Origin of the sequence: Aurantiacibacter sediminis (assembly GCF_016019885.1) — a bacterium.
GTDB classification, from domain to species: Bacteria; Pseudomonadota; Alphaproteobacteria; order Sphingomonadales; family Sphingomonadaceae; genus Alteraurantiacibacter; species Alteraurantiacibacter sediminis.
The window spans coordinates 663745-682503 of sequence record NZ_JAEANY010000002.1 but is presented as its reverse complement, the minus strand read 5'-3'; the positions used below and the strand labels follow the sequence as shown (position 1 = coordinate 682503).

Annotated in this window: 20 protein-coding genes and 1 tRNA gene; 12 read left to right on the top strand and 9 right to left on the bottom strand. The window is 58.2% G+C overall.

Annotated elements, in window-relative coordinates:
* The first annotated feature begins 88 nt into the window (after positions 1 to 88).
* Both secG and I5L03_RS08875 read left to right on the top strand, forming a co-directional pair.
* Positions 89 to 451 (top strand): preprotein translocase subunit SecG, encoded by a 363-nt coding sequence (gene secG, locus I5L03_RS08880; RefSeq protein ID WP_197921378.1) that lies wholly within the window; start codon positions 89 to 91, stop codon positions 449 to 451.
* 115 nt (positions 452 to 566) lie between these two features.
* The gene (locus I5L03_RS08875; protein WP_197921377.1) at positions 567 to 2207 is read left to right on the top strand and encodes a CTP synthase; all 1641 of its coding nucleotides are present in this window, start codon (positions 567 to 569) and stop codon (positions 2205 to 2207) included.
* A gap of 361 nt (positions 2208 to 2568) precedes the next feature.
* Here the strand turns inward: I5L03_RS08875 and I5L03_RS08870 are convergent, their stop codons facing one another.
* Positions 2569 to 3042, bottom strand: coding sequence for an Hsp20 family protein (locus I5L03_RS08870; RefSeq protein WP_197921376.1), 474 nt, complete (start codon positions 3040 to 3042; stop codon positions 2569 to 2571).
* Between the two features lie 127 nt (positions 3043 to 3169).
* Between I5L03_RS08870 and grxC the strand changes: the two genes are divergently transcribed.
* From grxC to I5L03_RS08850, 4 genes are all read left to right on the top strand, one after another.
* Positions 3170 to 3433, top strand: coding sequence for a glutaredoxin 3 (gene grxC / locus I5L03_RS13450; protein ID WP_197921375.1), 264 nt, complete (start codon positions 3170 to 3172; stop codon positions 3431 to 3433).
* Positions 3433 to 4263, top strand: coding sequence for a carbon-nitrogen hydrolase family protein (locus I5L03_RS08860; RefSeq protein ID WP_197921374.1), 831 nt, complete (start codon positions 3433 to 3435; stop codon positions 4261 to 4263). The genes grxC and I5L03_RS08860 overlap by 1 nt, the downstream gene beginning before the upstream one ends.
* Positions 4260 to 4754, top strand: coding sequence for a DUF1178 family protein (locus I5L03_RS08855; RefSeq protein WP_197921373.1), 495 nt, complete (start codon positions 4260 to 4262; stop codon positions 4752 to 4754). The genes I5L03_RS08860 and I5L03_RS08855 overlap by 4 nt, the downstream gene beginning before the upstream one ends.
* 37 nt (positions 4755 to 4791) lie before the next feature.
* Positions 4792 to 4868, top strand: a tRNA-Arg gene (locus I5L03_RS08850).
* A 181-nt stretch (positions 4869 to 5049) separates the two neighbouring features.
* On the opposite strand, the gene hppD is transcribed toward I5L03_RS08850, so the two are convergent.
* Positions 5050 to 6171: a 4-hydroxyphenylpyruvate dioxygenase gene (gene hppD / locus I5L03_RS08845; protein WP_197921372.1), complete on the bottom strand. Its 1122-nt coding sequence runs from the start codon at positions 6169 to 6171 to the stop codon at positions 5050 to 5052.
* A 115-nt stretch (positions 6172 to 6286) separates the two neighbouring features.
* Here hppD and I5L03_RS08840 point away from each other — a divergent pair, with 115 nt between their 5' ends.
* The 3 genes from I5L03_RS08840 (at position 6287) to I5L03_RS08830 (ending at position 9253) form a co-directional block, all read left to right on the top strand.
* Positions 6287 to 6607: an FtsB family cell division protein gene (locus I5L03_RS08840; protein ID WP_197921371.1), complete on the top strand. Its 321-nt coding sequence runs from the start codon at positions 6287 to 6289 to the stop codon at positions 6605 to 6607.
* Between the two features lie 160 nt (positions 6608 to 6767).
* Positions 6768 to 7862: a pyruvate dehydrogenase (acetyl-transferring) E1 component subunit alpha gene (pdhA, locus tag I5L03_RS08835; RefSeq protein ID WP_234035154.1), complete on the top strand. Its 1095-nt coding sequence runs from the start codon at positions 6768 to 6770 to the stop codon at positions 7860 to 7862.
* A 2-nt stretch (positions 7863 to 7864) separates the two neighbouring features.
* Positions 7865 to 9253 (top strand): pyruvate dehydrogenase complex E1 component subunit beta, encoded by a 1389-nt coding sequence (locus I5L03_RS08830; RefSeq protein WP_197921369.1) that lies wholly within the window; start codon positions 7865 to 7867, stop codon positions 9251 to 9253.
* A 43-nt stretch (positions 9254 to 9296) separates the two neighbouring features.
* Here the strand turns inward: I5L03_RS08830 and I5L03_RS08825 are convergent, their stop codons facing one another.
* From I5L03_RS08825 to I5L03_RS08800, 6 genes are all read right to left on the bottom strand, one after another.
* Positions 9297 to 9980 carry a TadE/TadG family type IV pilus assembly protein gene (locus I5L03_RS08825; RefSeq protein ID WP_197921368.1) on the bottom strand — a complete coding sequence of 228 codons (684 nt, stop codon included), beginning with the start codon at positions 9978 to 9980 and terminating at the stop codon, positions 9297 to 9299.
* An 8-nt stretch (positions 9981 to 9988) separates the two neighbouring features.
* Positions 9989 to 10579 carry a TadE/TadG family type IV pilus assembly protein gene (locus tag I5L03_RS08820; RefSeq protein ID WP_197921367.1) on the bottom strand — a complete coding sequence of 197 codons (591 nt, stop codon included), beginning with the start codon at positions 10577 to 10579 and terminating at the stop codon, positions 9989 to 9991.
* Positions 10579 to 12537, bottom strand: a complete 1959-nt coding sequence (locus tag I5L03_RS08815; protein ID WP_197921366.1) for a TadE/TadG family type IV pilus assembly protein — start codon at positions 12535 to 12537, stop codon at positions 10579 to 10581. The genes I5L03_RS08820 and I5L03_RS08815 overlap by 1 nt, the downstream gene beginning before the upstream one ends.
* A 105-nt stretch (positions 12538 to 12642) precedes the next feature.
* On the bottom strand, positions 12643 to 13083 hold the full coding sequence (locus I5L03_RS08810; protein WP_197921365.1) for a TadE family protein: 441 nt from the start codon (positions 13081 to 13083) through the stop codon (positions 12643 to 12645).
* A gap of 5 nt (positions 13084 to 13088) precedes the next feature.
* Complete coding sequence (locus I5L03_RS08805; RefSeq protein ID WP_197921364.1) at positions 13089 to 13547, bottom strand: TadE/TadG family type IV pilus assembly protein; 459 nt, start codon at positions 13545 to 13547, stop codon at positions 13089 to 13091.
* Positions 13544 to 15130 (bottom strand): TadE/TadG family type IV pilus assembly protein, encoded by a 1587-nt coding sequence (locus I5L03_RS08800; RefSeq protein ID WP_197921363.1) that lies wholly within the window; start codon positions 15128 to 15130, stop codon positions 13544 to 13546. Before I5L03_RS08800 ends, I5L03_RS08805 begins: the two co-directional genes overlap by 4 nt.
* Before the next feature lie 331 nt (positions 15131 to 15461).
* Here I5L03_RS08800 and I5L03_RS08795 point away from each other — a divergent pair, with 331 nt between their 5' ends.
* Together I5L03_RS08795 and I5L03_RS08790 are read left to right on the top strand one after the other, a co-directional pair.
* Positions 15462 to 16121 carry a hypothetical protein gene (locus I5L03_RS08795; protein WP_234035153.1) on the top strand — a complete coding sequence of 220 codons (660 nt, stop codon included), beginning with the start codon at positions 15462 to 15464 and terminating at the stop codon, positions 16119 to 16121.
* Between the two features lie 32 nt (positions 16122 to 16153).
* Complete coding sequence (locus I5L03_RS08790) at positions 16154 to 16624, top strand: EF-hand domain-containing protein (protein WP_197921361.1); 471 nt, start codon at positions 16154 to 16156, stop codon at positions 16622 to 16624.
* Here the strand turns inward: I5L03_RS08790 and trmFO are convergent.
* Positions 16621 to 17991, bottom strand: coding sequence for a methylenetetrahydrofolate--tRNA-(uracil(54)-C(5))-methyltransferase (FADH(2)-oxidizing) TrmFO (trmFO, locus tag I5L03_RS08785; protein WP_197921360.1), 1371 nt, complete (start codon positions 17989 to 17991; stop codon positions 16621 to 16623). The two genes, I5L03_RS08790 and trmFO, sit on opposite strands and share 4 nt — an antisense overlap.
* A 77-nt stretch (positions 17992 to 18068) precedes the next feature.
* Here trmFO and I5L03_RS08780 point away from each other — a divergent pair, with 77 nt between their 5' ends.
* Positions 18069 to 18755, top strand: a complete 687-nt coding sequence (locus I5L03_RS08780; RefSeq protein WP_197921359.1) for a lysoplasmalogenase — start codon at positions 18069 to 18071, stop codon at positions 18753 to 18755.
* The last annotated feature ends 4 nt before the right edge of the window (positions 18756 to 18759 follow it).

Below are 18759 nucleotides of genomic sequence, written 5' to 3'. Positions count from 1 at the left end.
TGCGCCCGTCCACTCTTGTGCGCTGGGCGAACGCAGCCTAAATGCGCCATTCGGCAGAATGCCGTGTTGAACAGATTGACTGACTGATATGACCCTTTTCGTTTTCCTCACCGTTGTGCAGGCCTTTGTGGCCGCTGGACTCGTGATCCTCGTGCTTATGCAGCGTTCTGAGGGTGGTGGTCTTGGCATTGGCGGCGGCGGAAGCCCGGGCGGCCTGATGTCTGCGCGCGGTGCGGCCGATGTGCTGAGCCGCGCGACCAAATGGTTTGCGATCCTGTTCGTCGCATTGTCGATCGTTCTTGCCGCTGTCGCTGTCGATGCAACAGGCCAGCGCGATTTCGACGATTCGCTCGATCGCTCGACCTCTGCTCAGGATCTGCCGAGCAGTTCTCCTGCCGAAAGTGAAGAACCGGCAACCGCAGACGATCCGCTGGCTGACGTTTCCGAATAATCATTCGTCGTTCGAAGCGCGTGCTCGCGCGATCGCACTAATCCCCCGATACACGCAAAAAAGCGGCGCAATTCGCTTGCACCGAATCCGTGGCTCAGCTTAAGGCTTGCCTCCCATGGCGCGGTACATTTTTATCACCGGCGGCGTGGTCTCCTCGCTTGGCAAAGGTCTCATGGCAGCTTCGCTGGCAGCCCTTTTGCAGGCGCGTGGATACAAGGTCCGCATCCGGAAATTCGATCCCTATCTCAATGTCGATCCGGGCACGATGAGTCCTTATCAGCACGGCGAAGTCTATGTGACGGATGACGGGGCCGAGACCGATCTGGATCTCGGCCATTATGAACGCTTCACAGGCGTTTCTGCGCACCAGAACGACAATATCACCTCTGGCCGTGTCTATCGCGACATCATCGCCAAGGAACGCCGCGGCGATTATCTCGGCGCGACGGTGCAGGTGATCCCGCACGTTACCGATGCGATCAAGGATTTTGCACTCGCCGATCAGGGCGATCATGATTTCATCCTGTGTGAAATCGGCGGCACTGTTGGCGATATCGAAAGCTTGCCGTTTATGGAGGCGATCCGCCAATTGCGGAATGAGCTGGAGCCTGACCAGACAGTCTCCGTCCATGTAACGCTTGTGCCCTACATCGCGGCAGCAGGTGAGCTGAAGACCAAGCCGACGCAGCACTCGGTCCGCGAATTGGCGGCTCTGGGCATCAAGCCCGATGTTCTGCTATGCCGCGCGGAGCATCCGATCCCTGACGGTGAACGCCAGAAAATCGCCAATTTCTGCAACGTGCGCAAAGAATCGGTCATTCCGGCCCTCGATGCGACTAGCATTTATGCCGTCCCGCAGCAGTATCACGAGGAAGGCCTCGACACTGAAGTTCTGCGCCATTTCGGCATGCTCGGCACAAGCAACCCGCCCGACATGGCGCGCTGGGTTGATGTTGTCGACCGCTACGAGAACCCGGAGGGCGAAGTCACGATCGGCGTGGTCGGCAAGTATGTAGGACTGCCGGACGCGTATAAGTCCTTGAACGAGGCGCTTGTTCACGGCGGCATGGCCAATCGCACCAAGGTCAATATCCGCTGGATCGATGCTGAAGTGTTTGAAGGCGATGATGCCGATATCGCCGCTCAGCTCGAACCCCTTCACGGCATCCTCGTGCCGGGAGGCTTTGGTGATCGCGGCAGTGAGGGCAAAATTGCCAGCGTTCGCTTCGCCCGCGAACGTAATGTCCCGTTTCTCGGCATCTGTCTCGGCATGCAGATGGCGTGCATCGAAGGTGCGCGAAATACTGCTGATATTTCAACGGCGTCATCGACGGAGTTCGGAGAGACTGATGAGCCGGTCGTCGGCATTATCACCGAGTGGATGAGCGAAGAGGGCTTGCAGAAACGATCCGAGGAAACCGATCTTGGCGGCACGATGCGCCTTGGCGCCTACGATGCCAAGCTGACAGGGAATAGCCACGTTTCGCAGATCTATGACGGCGCGACCGAGATTTCGGAACGCCATCGCCACCGCTACGAAGTGAACTCTGCCTATATCGACAGGCTGGAGAAGGGCGGACTGGTATTTTCTGGTATGTCGCCCGACGGCCTTCTGCCCGAAATCGTTGAACGTCCGGACCACCCGTGGTTTGTCGGCGTGCAATTCCACCCGGAATATAAAAGCCGGCCATTCGAGCCCCATCCGCTCTTTTCCGGCTTCATCGCAGCGGCGCTGGCGCAGTCGCGCTTGGTATGACGGTGGTTAATGCTGGCAAAAGAGTTTTCATAGAAAACGCTTGCACAAGCAAACCATGAATGCGTAACCGAGGAGTCCGGGAGCTGGGGATGCTTCCTGGGGGCAAAATCCGATGTCATCGGCGTGCTTCACGCGGTTTGACGTCATGTCCTCATGACTCAATCCAGCCCTCGCGATTGCGATTTCTGCGCATGGGCCTGCTGCTACGCGCGCGCCGATGCGGCGATCTTGCTGATGAAATTGACTGTCTTTTGCGACCCGGACAGTCAATTTTTGAAGCTTGTCGGCGTGCAAACGTCGAGGGGGCGGGCTTTAGCGGGCCCGCCCCCAATCATCTTAGTTTCACGTCCGTCGTGCGAAATCAGGCAGCGTCTGCTGCGCCGTCACTCTTCTTGTCGCCATCGACGACTTTCAGCTCGTTACCGCCGATTGCGATCTTCTTGGGCTTCATCGCTTCGGGCACTTCGCGGACCAAATCCACGACGAGCAGGCCGTCCTTCAGATCGGCATTCTCAACGCGGACGTAATCGGCGAGCTCGAAGCGGCGTTCGAAACCGCGGTTGGCAATGCCGACATGCAGCATTTCGCCATCGCTGGCTTCATCGCGCTTGCGCCCCTGCACGGTCAGCAGGTTCTGCTGGGCAGTGATATCGAGATCAGCGGAGGTAAAGCCGGCCACCGCAATCGTAATGCGATACGCGTCTTCATTGCGACGTTCGATGTTAAAAGGGGGGTAATTATCGCCCGTATTCCGCGCATTGTTTTCGAGCAGGTCGAAAAGACGGTCGAAACCGACAGTGGAACGGCGATAGGGTGTGAGATCAAAACGGTTCATTTGCAACAAATCCTCTTTTGAGCAATTTGACATTAAATGCGGACCCGTCAGCGGCATCCGCGCATTGTAAATATGGTGGCTGAAGGCAGTTTCAAGAACTTCGAGCCGATATGAAAGCGAGCACAGCGTGAGCGAAGCGAAGGTCGAGATTTACACGAAGGCATGGTGCGGGTTCTGCACGCGGGCGAAACGGCTGCTGGATCAGAAGGGTGTCGATTACACTGAATATGATATCACCATGGGCGGCGAAAAGCGCACCGAGATGATGCAGCGAAAGCCCGATGCGATGACGGTGCCGCAGATTTTCATCGACGATAAGGCGGTTGGCGGGTCGGACGATCTCGCCGCGCTGGAGCGCGAAGGCAAGCTGGACGCGATGTTGGGTCTCTGATGGCAAAAATTGCACTTCTGCAGATGCAGTCGGGCGTCAATCCCGATGCGAATACCGCCGTCATCGTTGATGCCGCGCGCCAGGCGGGAGCGCAGGGCGCGGAGATACTTTTTACGCCCGAGATGGCTGCTTTGCTGGACCAAAAGCGTTCCCGCGCCTCGCAACATATCGTCAGCGAGGATGAAAGCCCAGTGGTCAGCCGTGTTAGTGAGGCTGCAGCGGAGAACAGCATCTGTATTGCGCTCGGCCTGCCTGTCGCGCGCGAAGACACTGGCAAATGGGCAAACAGGACGCTGCTATTTGATGCGCACGGTAAAGTCGCCGCTCGCTACGACAAGATCCACATGTTCGACATGGAGCTGGACGATGGCGAGAGCTGGCACGAAAGCAAGGCCTATTGCCCGGGCGAACAGGCGGTGTCTGTAACCGATACGCCCGTCGGCCATCTGGGGCTCACCATATGCTACGACTTGCGCTTTCCTGCGCTGTTTGAAGAACTTGGTCGCCGCAAGTGCGATGTCATCGCAACACCTGCGGCCTTTACCAAGCCCACCGGTAAAGTGCATTGGCACATCCTCCAGCGGGCGCGCGCCATCGAAGCCTCCGCTTTCGTCATCGCTACAGGCCAGGTCGGCAAGCATGAGGATGGGCGCGAGACCTATGGGCATTCGCTTGTGGTCGATCCGTGGGGAGACGTCCTGCTCGATATGGGCGGTGAAGAAACCGGCCTCGGTTTCTGCGATATCGATCTTTCGCGCGTCGAAGAAGTGCGCCGCCAGCTTCCAAGCCTAGATAATAAGCGCGATATCCCTAAATCCGCCCCGCAATGATTGTATTCGACCTTTCCTGTGAGCACGGCCACCGTTTCGAGGGCTGGTTCAGCTCGTCCGATGACTATGCCGCGCAAATTGATGAGGACCTGCTGGCCTGCCCGCTGTGCGGATCGGGGAAGGTCGCCAAGGCACCGATGGCTCCATCTGTCGGTAAGAAAGGCAATCAGGAAGCGGCAAGCGCGCCTAAAACTGACCCGGCGCCTGCCGTGCAGGATGAAACGCCGCGTCCGGTTTCCAACGCACCGATGCCGCCCGAGGTTTCCGCCGCGTTAGAGAAACTGGCTGAGGCGCAGAACAAAGCGCTCAAAAACAGCAAATGGGTCGGCAAAAATTTCGCAGAGGAGTCCCGCGCCATGCATTATGGTGAGCGGGATCATGCTCCGATCCATGGTGAAGCAAGCGCGGAAGAAGCGAAGGAATTGCTGGACGAGGGCGTGCCTGTCGCGCCGCTGCCATTTCCCGTCGCTCCGCCAGACGATCTCAACTGATTGCCAGATGCCGCGTCTTTGCTATGGGAGCGCACAGGCGCCCGTAGCTCAGTCGGATAGAGCACCAGATTCCTAATCTGGGGGCCACAGGTTCGAATCCTGTCGGGCGCACCAAAGGGCGGCATCCCGCAAGGGGTGTCGCCCTTTGGTTTGCCCTTTCAGATTGAACCTAGTTCGCAGTCGAAGCGAAGCGGAGACGACGAGGCGCGTAGCGGCGAGACAATCCTGTCGGGCGCACCAAAAAGGGCGAGCCGCGAGGCCCGCCCTTTTCTGTACTCAGCAGCGTGCTTGAATTTTACTCAGCCGGCTCGGTCTCGACCGTCTTCGCGTCTTCAACGCTCAGGACACCGCGCTTCACCTGGTCGCGTTCGATGCTTTCGAACAGCGCCTTGAAGTTGCCTTCGCCGAAACCGTCATCGCCCTTGCGCTGGATGAATTCGAAGAACACAGGACCAACCTGCGCCTCGGCGAAAATCTGCAGCAGCAGGCGAGGGGAGCCGCCTTCGGTCGTGCCGTCGAGCAAAATGCCGCGCATCTTCAGCTCATCGACCGGCTCACCATGGCCCGGAAGGCGCTCGTCGAGCATTTCGTAATAGGTTTCCGGCGGGGCCGTCATGAACGGCACGCCAAGATCCTTCAGCCGGTCCCATGCGGCGACAAGATCGTCGCAGATCAGCGCGATGTGCTGGATGCCTTCGCCGTTGAAGTCGCGCAGGAATTCCTCGATCTGGCCTTTGCCGCCTTCACCCTCTTCGTTGAGCGGGATGCGGATCTTGCCATCGGGGGCGGTCAGCGCCTTCGAGGTGAGACCGGTATATTCGCCCTTGATGTCGAAGAAACGGATTTCGCGGAAGTTGAAGAGCGTCTCGTAATAGTCCGCCCAATATTTCATGCGGCCGGTGTAGACGTTGTGCGTCAGGTGATCGATCACGTTGAAGCCGGCGCCTTCTGGCCATTTTTCGACGCCTTCGCGATATTCGAAATCGATGTCGTAAATCGAAAGGCCTTCACCGTCTTCATCGGCGTAGCGGTCAATCAGGTACACGATCGCGCCGCCGATGCCACGGATGGCGGGGATGTAAAGTTCCATCGGGCCGGTGACCATATCGACCGGCTCTGCGCCGCGTTCGATCAGCTCGTCATAGGCCTTCGCCGCATCCTTGACGCGAAAGCCCATGCCGCAGGCCGACGGCCCATGCTCGCGGGCGAAGTACCAGGCGGCACTGCGCGGCTCGTAATTGAGGATCAAATTGATCTGGCCCTGACGCCAAAGCTGCACGTCCTTCGAGCGGTGGTCGGCCACATGCGTGAAGCCCATTGTTTCGAACACAGGTTCGATGACGCCTTTTTCGGGCGCGCAGAATTCGACAAATTCAAAGCCATCAAGGCCGATCGGGTTTTCAAAGAGGTCAGTCATAGTTTCACTTGTAACCTTTTTGTCCGATTCTCGCAAGCAGCTATCCGTCCCCCGGGCCGTGCATACGTCCGCAAACAGCTTGAAACGCGGGGGCAGGTGTGATTCAAGCGAGACCATGAACGGATTGGTGAATCGAAAAGCGGTTGTACGCGAAAAGGTGATCAATGCCGTTGCCCTGCTGGTACTTGTGTTGATTGGCCTCCTTGCCTTGATCGGTCCGGCCGGCTTTCTCGCCTGGGGTGAGCAGAGCGCACAGCTGGAAGCCCATCAGGAGCGGATCACGGCACTGGAAAAGGAGCGCGAGGTCCTCCGCAATCGCGTTGACCTGCTAGACCCGGACAATGTCGACGAAGACTATGCTGACGAGCTCGTGCGGCGAGATCTGGGCGTTGCACATAAAGACGATGTCGTCGTCGAACTGGGTGACGACAACTAAGGCACCGCGCGCAATCGGTTTCCGCCGAAAACCAATATAACCGCTTTGGCGAAATTCGTATGCGCGACATTGCCAGCGGAACACTTTGCCCCCTATAGGCCTTCATATAAAATGAACGCTTATGGCTCGCGCAAGACGAGCATCCAAAAGGGGAAATGCCTTGGCAAAAGCCTCCACCTCCGGGAAGAAGAAGGCCCCGGCGAAGAAGACCAACACGCCCGCAGCGGTTGACGACAATTTCTCGCTCAGCACGCTTCAGGATGAGCTTGAGAAGAGCAAGCGCTTCAAGGCTGACAAGGATCAACTCCTCCATTTTTACGAGCAGATGCTGCTCATCCGCCGTTTCGAAGAAAAGGCCGGCCAGCTTTACGGCCTCGGCCTGATCGGCGGTTTTTGTCACCTATATATCGGTCAGGAAGCCGTCGCGATCGGCCTGCAGTCGGCGCTCGACAATGACACGGACAGCGTGATCACCGGCTATCGCGATCACGGCCACATGCTCGCCTACGGCATCGATCCGAAAGTGATCATGGCCGAGCTGACGGGCCGCGCTGCCGGCATTTCGAAAGGCAAGGGCGGCTCGATGCATATGTTCAGCACCGAGCACAAATTCTACGGCGGCCACGGCATTGTCGGCGCGCAGGTTGCGCTCGGCGGCGGGCTCGCACTTGCGCACCAGTACAATGAAGATGGGGGGCTCTGCCTTGCCTATTTCGGCGACGGCGCAGCCAACCAGGGCCAGGTTTACGAGACGATGAATATGGCGGCGCTGTGGAAGCTGCCGATCGTGTTCGTGGTCGAGAACAATCAGTACGCGATGGGCACCGCCGTACGCCGCAGCTCGGCTGAAACCGAATTCTATCGCCGTGGAGCGGCTTTCCGTATCCCGGGCATGCATGTAAACGGCATGGACGTTCTCGAGGTGCGCCAGGCCGCCGAAATCGCTTTCAAACATGTGCGCGAAGGCAATGGCCCGGTGCTGATGGAATGCGAGACCTATCGCTATCGCGGTCACTCCATGTCCGACCCGGCGAAATACCGCACGCGTGAAGAGGTTCAGGACCAGCGCGAAAAGAATGATCCAATCGAGCGCGCAAAAGTCGATCTGATGAAGCTGAAAGTCTCCGAAGACGATCTGAAAGCGACCGACAAATCGATCCGCTCGATTGTGTCCGAGGCTGCAGATTTTGCCGAAAGCTCACCCGAGCCGGAGCCGAGCGAACTCTACACAGACGTTCTGGTGGAGGAGTATTGAGCATGTCCATCGAACTCAAAATGCCCGCGCTTTCCCCCACCATGGAAGAAGGCACGCTCGCCAAATGGCTGGTCAAGGAAGGTGACACCGTCTCTGCCGGAGACGTGCTTGCCGAAATCGAGACCGACAAGGCCACGATGGAATTCGAAAGCATCGATGAAGGCACAGTCGGCAAGATTCTTGTCGAAGAGGGCACGGAAGAGGTGAAAGTCGGCACCGTCATCGCCATCCTCGCAGCCGAGGGTGAAGACGCATCCGATATCGACGCGCCTGCCGATGATGCCAGCGAAGACCCGATTCCAGGCGAGGGCAAGGACGTTGGCCGCGATCCGTCAGAAGCGGAAATCACTAAGAAGCCAGATGCCAAGCCGCGCGCTGAGGATCCGGACATTCCCGAAGGCACCAACATGGTCAAGCTGACCGTGCGCGAAGCCTTGCGTGATGGCATGGCTGAGGAAATGCGCCTGGATGACCGGGTGTTCGTGATGGGCGAAGAAGTCGCCGAATACCAGGGAGCCTATAAGGTGACCCAGGGCCTGCTTGACGAATTCGGCCCCAAGCGCGTGATCGATACGCCTATTACCGAATACGGTTTTGCCGGTATCGGTGCCGGTGCAGCCATGGGCGGTCTTCGCCCGATCGTCGAGTTCATGACGTTCAACTTCGCCATGCAGGCGATCGATCACATCATCAACTCAGCCGCCAAGACCAATTATATGTCCGGCGGCCAGATGCGCTGTCCGGTCGTGTTCCGCGGCCCCAACGGAGCGGCGAGCCGCGTGGGCGCACAGCACAGCCAGAACTATGGCCCGTGGTACGCCAGCGTCCCCGGCCTGATCGTGCTCGCGCCCTATGATGCGCAAGATGCCAAGGGACTGATGAAAGCCGCGATCCGCAGCGAAGACCCGGTCGTGTTCCTCGAGAACGAGCTCGTCTACGGCCAGAGTTTCGAAGTCGCGCAATTGGATGACCATGTTCTGCCCATCGGGAAAGCGCGCATTATGCGCGAAGGCTCCGACGTGACGATCGTGTCCTATTCTATCGCGGTGGGTATCGCGCTTGAAGCGGCGGAAGAATTGGCGGGCGAGGGTATCGATGCTGAAGTGATCGATCTTCGTACGCTGCGTCCGCTCGACAAGGAAGCCGTCCTTACGTCACTCGCCAAGACCAACCGCGTCGTGATCGCCGAAGAGGGCTGGCCAACGTGCTCGATCGCTTCGGAAATCGTTGCGATCTGCATGGAAGAGGGCTTCGATCATCTCGATGCACCTGTCACTCGTGTCTGCAATGAGGATGTGCCACTGCCTTACGCCGCTAATCTCGAGAAGCTCGCGCTGATCGATACGGCGCGCGTTGTCGAGGCGGTGAAGAAGGTCTGCTACGTCGACTAGGCGAAAAAGGGCAGGGAGAGTGCCTACGCGCTTTCCCACGCTATTAGGGGATGGCGTAGCCTGATCCGGTAAATTCGTCGCACTCGGCAATGGTATCGGGCGCGCTCGGATCGCGCTGGTAAATGCCGTTCAAATCGCGATCATCGCGTACGGTAAAGCTGGCGATGGCGTTAATTTCGTGGCTGCCGAAGCTGAATGGTTCGCCGACGATTGGCTGATAATCGTAGGCCACTTCCACAAACATGACAGCATCATCTTCGAAGGCGATGACCTCTTCACCGGCAGGTCCCATGCCGGCGATTGTCGTGGAGAGGCCATCGCCTTCTTCGCCATAGGTGCTGGCGTGATTCTTGGTGCCCATGCAGCGCTGCCAATGAATATATTGCTGGTTTTCCGTGCCGTCGACGACCTGCAGGCTGCTTAAGATGACGCGGCCATTTCCGAACAGATCGAGGCCCGCACCGCTCTGCAGGTGTGCGCCGTAGAACAGGTCATTGATGTCATCTTCATAGATTTTTCGATCTTCCAGCACGCTGGTGTCGCCGATGCGAGAGGCATTGTCGGCAATCTGCACCGCAAGCTGCGAAATCTGCATTTGCACGAGCGCCCGATTGGCGGTTTCCAACCCCATCAACCCCGCACCGAGCAGGAAGGGAAGAGTAAGCGCAAATTCTGTCATCGCAACGCCGGATTGATTGCGCGCGAGGTTGCGGAGCCGTGACACCATGCGGATTATCATGCGCAATTCCCCACGGTAACAATGTGCTCCGTCGCATTGAAGGGCTGGTTTCGCAGGACGGTGCGCGCCGTTACCGTGACAGTCTGTTCCCAGCCCAGCAATTCCGGCATCGGGAAGGCGCGGTCATAGGTAGCATCCACCTGATACAACACCGCATCGCGCGCGCCGCTCGCGCTGTCCAATGCGCGGGTGGAATCCCAAACGCCATTGCCGTTGATATCCTCGAACGGTTCATTGTCGGCGCACACGCCATCGCCATTCGTGTCGGTCCATTCCTCCGCCCGGTTCATATCCGAATAGTTCCGATAGCCCGAGCGGGTCATAGTCACGGTGGCTGAGGGAACGATGTTCTGGACAGCCCCGCGGACCTTTGTATCAAGCGCTGCCGGATTGTTGGCAAAGGCTTCGATGGTGGAATCGCGCGCAGCTTTCTGCACGGCGCCCTCGATCATCGTTTCGGCGTAATAATTGTAGGAAAATTCGAACAGCGCCATGATGGTAAGAACGAAGGCAGGCGCAATCAGTGCGAATTCCACAATCGTTGCGCCGCCCTCGTCATGAGCGATCCGTTTAGCGAAAGTACACATCAGCTGGACACTCTCAGCTCGCTCATCGAGCGGGCGATGGCTTCGAACGCGTCGTTCAATTCTTCGGCATTGCTGGCCTGAAAAACCCGGCCCGGACCACCGCATTGCTCCATGATCGGATTGAGCTCTGTGCCGAAAGCAACGACCCATACGATGATATTGCGGTTCTTCACCTGCTGACAGGCGGTCGAGAAGCGCGCCTCTACAGTTTCATCCAAAGACAGGACGGAAGTTTCCGGATTCCAGCGACGACGATCAAGCCCATCCACGCCATATGCGCCATAGGCGATGTCATAGGACTCGGTGGCTCCGTCGGTCAGCCAAATCATGTGGCGTGAGCGTTCCACCCCGTCCCGATCGGCATTGGCCGCTGCGAACAGCCCGGTCGGCGAAAGCAACCGCCCGCCCCAGATCATTCCGATATCGTGATACGTCGCTCCGGCCGGATCCAATGTTCGCAAATAGTTGCGCAGCTCATCCCCTGACATTTCGGCAAGACCGCGGGCTGGGGTAGGGCAGGCAGAGAACCACCAGTCGCCCGTATCGGCGTAATCGCTCGTCGTCGTCCTTCGCTCGGGCGTGATGCTGCCATTGCCATTGTTACCGATGGACCTGACATAGATCGCATCAGGGTTCATCGGGCGCCATTGCGTATCCGTGTCGCCTGGCGTCGGGATCATATCGATATTGAGATCGAGAGCCTGATTGAAATCCACATTGTCATAATCGAGGATTTCGTAGGTCGCGCGTTCTTCGACACAGCCTGCTGTACGATTGCGCCAGTTCGACATGTCGAAGCTGTACTGGTCATAAATCCACGGGCGGCGTGTGCGCCAACGGGGTTCGCGGATTTTTTCATAAGTCTGGACAAAGTTGGTGTCCGTGCTGGTTTCGACGATGCAGGTCTGGCCCTGCCGACGAGTGCTATACCGCGTCCCATTGTGCCATCTGCGCCAAGTCTGAATGCGCCGCTCTCCGTCCGGATTGGTGACGGTTTCGAACCGTTCATCGAGCATCTCGTCAGTCGTTTGCAATGTGCTTTCGGGCTGACCGCCTTCGCAGCGATAATAGCCATCCGTGCCGACATTCTCCTCATCGCCGGTGTCCGCAGCGGCCGGGGTGCCGGGATAGTGTGTAGCACGGTATCGGCGGACTTCGGTCGTCTCGCTGCGCTCGCCCGAAACATATGTCCAATTCGTGTGATCGATGTAATGGGTGTAGACGGTGCGCTCCTGCTCACCACGCTCGCGCGATTGGTAAGACCAGGTCTCCGCGACCCAATCATCCGCGAGAAGATGCCCCACATTCACATTGGTCGAATAAGGTACGAAGCCATATCGCACCTCTGCCTGGGGTGATTTCGCCGCCTCAATCAGCGTATGAAAATCTTGGATCACCTGGCGTACGCTGTCGATCCGATTTTCACTGTCACCCGGATTGGTCAGGCGCATCGATCCCGTCGTATCGATCACCATCATGACATCGAGATCGCTGAAATTGAGATTCGACGTGCAATCGACGGTCACGTCGACTTCATCGAAACCAAATACGCTCATGAGGGTGGTCGGCACTTTGACAGTGGCGACGCCGCTGATGGCGTAATCGTCTTCCAGCGTCATGACGAAAGTGCGGTCCTCAGTCCCATAGGCGCCGTCTTGGAAATTCAGGTTGAAGAAGCGCTGACCGGCGGCCGCGACATCTGTTGGTACTTCACCGCTTACCGCAGCACCGGCTCCCAAGCGTTTGCGCGCTGCCAGCGTCGCGGCATCGCAAGCCTGCTGGAGGCGGCTCTGAGCCAGATAACCGCGGCCCATGTCGATCCCGCCGCCAACAAGGCCGATCAATGGGAACAGCGATGCAGCAAAGATCGCCATGACATTGCCCGAAACATCACGGCTGAGGCGCGTGATGACACCGGCATGTGATTTGTCGCCTAAGCAGATGAATTTCTTCGTCATGCTGCACCCATTACGCAATGGATCTCAGCCAACCATCAATAGAGATGGTTAAAATATTCATGGTTTTTCGAAGAATAGCGGCTCCCTATGGAACGGCCGCAAAAATCAAGCAGTATTATCGAGCAGAAAAATAGGGCGCTCAAAATCGATTGTCGGCCCGTCGATATCGATGAATTCAAGCACGCTGGTAATCCGGTAAGTGACCGTGATGGTCATTTCCGTAGCACCGTCAACGCGCTGTGTAGCAGCTTGCTCGATTGTCATTCCCAAGCGATCGGGATCCATCATGTAAGGTGCGCCCTGCGCGTGGTTGCGGCCCCATGTCCGGATCTGCGATGCAGAAACGGTGTTGCCGGTCTGATATTGCACCATGGCATAGCGCGAAACATCGGCCGAAAGGTTCCGCATCGCATTATAGCTTTGCAGTCCCAAACCGACTTGCAACACGCCGAGCATCATCACGAGGAAGGCAGGGCCGAGCAGAGCGAATTCGATGGCGGCAGCACCCACCGTATCCCGGCGAAGGCGATTGATGAAACTACGCATGGTGATTATCCGATCTGCACAGTACGACTGACATTGAAGTCGAAACCCGCAGTGACACCAAACGTCGTCCAGATGGGGGTATAGGTGTCGCTGATATCGACTTTAATGAATGTGTATTCGACGTCCGCGCCGCAGCTATCGGCAGTCGTCACGTAATCTTCGGCGGTGCCGCAGCGGTAGATTTCCGAAACGGTGACCTGATCATTTTCCAGCCCAGTAGAGGTTGCGAGGATGTTGCGAACCGTCGTGCGCTTCTCTGCAGTATCGGGAATGGTTGCACGAACAACAGCGGCAGCTTCGGCCGCCGCGCTCTGCAATTCGGTCTGCCGCGCTACCATCGAGCTGACTTCGAAACCGCCAAGGGCAAGCACGAGCAGTATCGGCGCGACGAAAGCGGTCTCGATTGCCATCGAGCCGTCATCATTGCGCCTGATTCGCGCGATACGGGCGAGGGCGCGCATCATGCGACCAACCGCACTTTCGCAGCAGTGGAGACCACCGTGGTATCTTCAGATGATTCCGCCGGACAGAATGTCGACATATTGGTCGTGCCGGTAATCGTGATGTTCGCCGCAGCAATCATCAGGCACTGGCTGGTTACGCCGATCGTCCCTGCAAATCGCACCGTGCTGTTCGAAAGGTAAAGTGCGCCGTTCAATACGGTGTTCGCATTCCCATTCATGATGTGATCTTGCCGCGGCGTGGAGCTTCGATCTTCGAAGACCAGCATGCCGGCGAGTTCATTGGCGTCTTCTGCCGAGACACCCACGGCCATCAGGTCGGATGCCTGCATGGCCGTCAGATTGACATCTGCGCCGCCATTTATGTGGATGCGCGCGCCGTTATACAAGACGAACATCACGGCAGAGCCGGTCACCTCGTGCTGGCCATTGATGCGCAATTCGCCGCCGACAAGGTTGTAAACGCCGGGCGCGAATGCGGTGTTACAGGCGATCTGCAGGTCGGTGTAGGTTCCGGGGCGAACGCTTCCGGCTTCTTCGCCGCCCTCGACTTCGACATTCGTGTAGGTCGTGTAGACCGTGGTGGTCTTCTTTTCCCACTTGCGATTTCTGCCGCTGCCACCGAGCGAAGTCCATTCCTCGCTGGAAGATTCGACCGTGCCAGCCTGAGTTCCTGACGGAACCGACTGGTTGACAGTATCGCTCCTGACATCGGAGTCTTCCTTGCCCTGCGAGTTCGACCAGCCGGTCGCATTGCGCGAATTGGATCCCTGGTAATAATCGTAAGTGGTTACCGTACGAACGGAAACATCAGCGGTCGTCGTGGTCGGTTCCGCCTCGCAGCTATATGTCCGCTCGATAGCGGATTCTTCCGGGGTAGGCGGCTCTAGCTCCTCGAAAGGATCATAGAGGCCTTCCATGTTCTCCATAATGATATCGTCGGTATTTTCCTTCAGCCAATCATCGACGCCGCCCGCTGACAGGATCCAGCCCGCATCCACTTCCGGATTGCCGTTGACGGTAATCGATTCGTCACTGGTGGAAAGTGCAGCAAGGCCGCAGCTCGCCGTGAGAACGGAGTTACCGCCGATAGTGATTGCACCGCTATTCTCTTCGTGCAGCGCCACCAGGCAGCTGGTGAAAGTCGCCCCTTCTTCGAAACTTGCTTGCGCGTAAGCGTAGATCGTGGTCGAGCCGCCCGTCAGGAAGCTGGAGAAGGGCAATGTCTTGTTCGCCGTCGCCGAAACAGCGACCGAGTTCAGGGTGCCACCGGCATAATCAGCAAGCTGGATTGAGGGCGCTTCGTTGAAATCATCGGTGACCGAAAGGTTGGCGTTGAATTCCTGAAGCGCGCGGGCGGAGTAAGTACCTTGCGTGTCTTCATCAGCCATGGCCCAGGCACCGGCGACCGCCGACTGGTCTACCGCAAATTGCAGCTCGCGCTTCCACATATACCACTGCGTCATATCCACGCCGAGGCCGGCGCCGCCGATCAAGACCGGCATGCCGAGCGCGACGAGGAGAGTGGCATTCCCGGAAGAACAACCGGCCATTCGGGCAATACTGCGACGGATCTTGGTGATCATAGAGAGGCCTGCTTTTTGCGAATATTATTGTGGCTGTGGTGTGCTGTAGCGAAGGTGTGGTTTATCGGACGTAAAGATGCAGAGTTAACGAGCCGGTAACTGCCGGATCGTGGGCTGTCCGCAGGAGGCGGCTGTCCGATTGTCGGCGAAACTGGGCGGCGAACCGCCGCGGCCGTCACATCTTTGAAAAAACTTATTCCCATAAATCGAGGTAATAGAAGGGCCGCGTCAACGACTCGGTAAGAAATCAGGTAAATTCCTTACTACCAAGCGGCCCCATCGGCCTTCGTCCGGCTTGACGCATGCCACGTCGGTCGGCAGGCGCACGGCCATGCATGACGCGCTGATCGATACCCTTCCGCTGCCTCAACGCCTCGCCCTCAGTTATGCGCCGAAAAAGGTGCGGAGCGGGACCCTTGCGCTGCTCGCCCTGGATGAACGGCTATCAGGGATTCTTCGGCAAAAGGGCGAAACGATCATCGCCCAGATGAAACTGGCCTGGTGGCGCGATCGCTTTGCCGAGACGCCAACCCAATGGCCCGAGGGCGAGCCCTTGCTTGGTTTGCTTCGCGAATTTCCGGGGGATCTTACCCGTTTGGGAAAGGTGGTGGATGGCTGGGAATTGTTGCTATCGGAAAACTTGGACGCTGAGAGTATAGACACCTTCGCGCATGGCCGCGCTCAGGGATGGCTGTCACTGGCGCACTCCCAAGCTGCACAGATCGACGAAATGTCCGTTCTGTTTCCCGCGCGCCAATTCGCGCTCGCTGATCTTTCCATGCACATGGACAAGGGGGATGAGCGCACCGCAGTCGAAGCTTTGCTCACGAAAGAGCGGGCCTTTAAGCTTGGCAAGCCGCCCAGCGCGATACGCACCCTGATGGTCATGCGAGCACTCGCCCTGCGCGCCGTCGACCAGTCGAATGACAGCCTTTTAACAGGGCCAAGTGCCATGGCGCTCGCCATGAGGGTTGGCATTACAGGGCGTTAGCGTAGGATGCGCGGCACTAAGGAGAATGGCCTATGAACCGCGTCCTGCTTGGCGCTTTCGGTGCATTGCTGCTCGCAACTCTTGGCCTTTTCTGGATGCAGGGCAGGGCGCAGGTTGAGCAAGCCGCCCCGCCACCTGATCCCGATGCGGAGGAGGTGAGCGAGGAGCCTGAGGGACTGCCGACTGCAGATGTCGCCGATCTCGAAGGTCCCGCACCGCCGGAAGCGAGCGAGTTGACGCGCGAACAGCGCCGCTTCTTCCGCTATGATCGCAACCGCGACCTCAAGATCACGCGAAACGAAATGCTCTCCACCCGGACAAGCGCATTCCGGCGGCTCGATACCGATGGCAACAATCTGCTGACATTCGAGGAATGGGCCGTCGCCACTTCTTCTCGCTTCGAAGAGATGGATGGCGATGGCGATAACGAGCTGACGCAGGCCGAGTTCGCTACGAGCGCACCCGCACCGCGGCGAAGCTCACGCCCAGGTTGCAACTGCTAGGCAGGCACGCTTTCGAGACCCGCAAGCCATTCGCCGAAATCGGCTTTGCCGCGCTCGGTATAGGCTTCCTTGCGCTGCTTTTTCGGCACTTTCTCAAGCGTCGGGAAAAGGCCGAAATTGACATTCATCGGCTGGTAGGAGCTGGCCTCCGCATCGCCGGTGATATGACTTAGCAGGGCGCCCATGGCCGATGTTGCCGGAGGGCCGTTCCAGACCTCACCGCGCAGCTCGCACGCCGCCATTAATCCGGCGAGCAAACCCACTGCAGAACTTTCGACATAGCCTTCGCATCCGCTGATCTGTCCGGCAAAGCGGATATGCGGCGCGCTTTTCAGGCGCAATTGGCAGTCGAGCAGGATCGGAGAGTTGATGAAGGTATTGCGGTGCATTCCGCCGAGCCGCGCGAATTCGGCATTTTCGAGACCGGGAATAGTGCGGAACAGCTTGACCTGCGCGCCATATTTCATCTTGGTCTGGAAGCCGACCATGTTCCATAGCGTGCCGAGCTTGTTGTCCTGTCGCAGCTGCACAACGGCGTAGGGCCAGCGGCCCTGCGGATGCTCTTCCGTGCGATCATGCGGATTGTCGAGACCGACACCTTTCATCGGGCCATAGCGCAGCGTTTCCACACCGCGCTCGGCCATCACTTCGATCGGCATGCACCCATCGAAATAGGGCGTATCGGCTTCCCAATCCTTGAACTCACCCTTTTCAGCGTCGAGCAGGCCCTGATGGAATGCGAGATACTGCTCTTTCGTCATGGGGCAGTTGATATAATCGCCATCTTCGTTCGAAGCTTCGGTCCGCTTGTTCCAGCGCGACTGGATCCAGCACACGTCCATATCGATGCTCTCGCGATAAACGATGGGCGCGATGGCATCAAAAAAGGCAAGACGATCTTCGCCAGTTGCCTTTACGATGCTTTGCGCGAGTGACGCTGCGGTGAGCGGCCCGGTTGCGACAATCGTCATGCCTTCGCTCGGCAGCTCATCTACCAATTCGCGGACCACTTCGATGTTCGGATGGTTGCCGAGAGCTTTTTCGACTTCATCGCTGAACACATCGCGATCGACGGCCATGGCGCTGCCGGCAGGAACGCGCGCTTTTTCGCCCGCAGCCATGACAAGGCTATCGAGGCGCCGCATTTCGTGATGCAGCAGGCCGACGGCATTCTTTGTATCATCGTCGCTGCGGAAGGAATTCGAGCATACAAGCTCTGCCAGCCCATCGGTCTGGTGGGCATCGGTGTGGCCTTGCCCACTTCCGCGCATCTCCGACAGGCGCACTTTCACGCCGCGCTGGGCCAATTGCCATGCGGCTTCGCTGCCGGCGAGACCGCCGCCGATAATGTGTACCTGATGTGTCATGCCTGATCGTCCATGCGGGCGCAGATAATTATCTTTCCGCGCTGGTGCAATCACGACCTCAAGGCTAGGCCGTCTCCATGCCCCATCGCGCGCTTTCCCAGAAACGGCCTTATCTCGTTCTCAGCGTGGTCGCTGCACTGGTGTTTTTTTACCTGCAAGCGACGGATTTGCCGGGACTGTATCTCATTCCGATCAAGGGAAGCGCGGTCGCTTTCCTGGCCTTGTATGCATTCATGCGGCACGGCAGCCAGGACGCGCGTATGATAGCAGCGGCGCTCGTATTTGCGAGCCTGGGGGATATGGCCATCGAGCTTGACCGGATTGCGGGCGCAGTCGCCTTTATCGGCTTTCACATCATCGCGCTGCTGGTGTTTCTCCGACACAAGCGGGAGGCGCTTGAAGGGCGCGATAGCCTAATTTTCCTCGCGCTGCTGCTGGGAACGCCGCTTGTCGGCTATTTCCTGCCCTACGATCCGGACCTTAAACCGCTTGTAGCGATCTATGCCTTGCCACTCGGCGCGATGGCGGCGGGCGCATGGGCGAGCGATTTTCCAAGGTTGCGCGTGGCAGCGGGCGCGATGCTGTTCATCTTCTCCGACTGGCTGATATTCGCAGAAATGGGACCGCTATCGGGCAGCCCCATTCCGCAATATCTCGTCTGGCCGATCTACTACCTCGGCGTGTTCCTCATCACCATCGGCGTCATCACGACGCTTAGAAAGCGCGATCCGGAATTGCAGCTGGTGCAGGGCGGAACGGACTAGGGGA

Bases quoted from the DNA above. Each gene is read 5' to 3' on its own strand.
- secG (WP_197921378.1), top strand. From the start codon at position 89: ATGACCCTTTTCGTTTTCCTCACCGTTGTGCAGGCCTTTGTGGCCGCT.
- I5L03_RS08875 (WP_197921377.1), top strand. From the start codon at position 567: ATGGCGCGGTACATTTTTATCACCGGCGGCGTGGTCTCCTCGCTTGGC.
- I5L03_RS08870 (WP_197921376.1), bottom strand. From the start codon at position 3,042: ATGAACCGTTTTGATCTCACACCCTATCGCCGTTCCACTGTCGGTTTC.
- I5L03_RS08860 (WP_197921374.1), top strand. From the start codon at position 3,433: ATGGCAAAAATTGCACTTCTGCAGATGCAGTCGGGCGTCAATCCCGAT.
- I5L03_RS08855 (WP_197921373.1), top strand. From the start codon at position 4,260: ATGATTGTATTCGACCTTTCCTGTGAGCACGGCCACCGTTTCGAGGGC.
- hppD (WP_197921372.1), bottom strand. From the start codon at position 6,171: ATGACTGACCTCTTTGAAAACCCGATCGGCCTTGATGGCTTTGAATTT.
- I5L03_RS08840 (WP_197921371.1), top strand. From the start codon at position 6,287: ATGAACGGATTGGTGAATCGAAAAGCGGTTGTACGCGAAAAGGTGATC.
- I5L03_RS08830 (WP_197921369.1), top strand. From the start codon at position 7,865: ATGTCCATCGAACTCAAAATGCCCGCGCTTTCCCCCACCATGGAAGAA.
- I5L03_RS08825 (WP_197921368.1), bottom strand. From the start codon at position 9,980: ATGGTGTCACGGCTCCGCAACCTCGCGCGCAATCAATCCGGCGTTGCG.
- I5L03_RS08820 (WP_197921367.1), bottom strand. From the start codon at position 10,579: ATGTGTACTTTCGCTAAACGGATCGCTCATGACGAGGGCGGCGCAACG.
- I5L03_RS08815 (WP_197921366.1), bottom strand. From the start codon at position 12,537: ATGACGAAGAAATTCATCTGCTTAGGCGACAAATCACATGCCGGTGTC.
- I5L03_RS08810 (WP_197921365.1), bottom strand. From the start codon at position 13,083: ATGCGTAGTTTCATCAATCGCCTTCGCCGGGATACGGTGGGTGCTGCC.
- I5L03_RS08805 (WP_197921364.1), bottom strand. From the start codon at position 13,547: ATGATGCGCGCCCTCGCCCGTATCGCGCGAATCAGGCGCAATGATGAC.
- I5L03_RS08800 (WP_197921363.1), bottom strand. From the start codon at position 15,130: ATGATCACCAAGATCCGTCGCAGTATTGCCCGAATGGCCGGTTGTTCT.
- I5L03_RS08795 (WP_234035153.1), top strand. From the start codon at position 15,462: ATGCATGACGCGCTGATCGATACCCTTCCGCTGCCTCAACGCCTCGCC.
- I5L03_RS08790 (WP_197921361.1), top strand. From the start codon at position 16,154: ATGAACCGCGTCCTGCTTGGCGCTTTCGGTGCATTGCTGCTCGCAACT.
- trmFO (WP_197921360.1), bottom strand. From the start codon at position 17,991: ATGACACATCAGGTACACATTATCGGCGGCGGTCTCGCCGGCAGCGAA.
- I5L03_RS08780 (WP_197921359.1), top strand. From the start codon at position 18,069: ATGCCCCATCGCGCGCTTTCCCAGAAACGGCCTTATCTCGTTCTCAGC.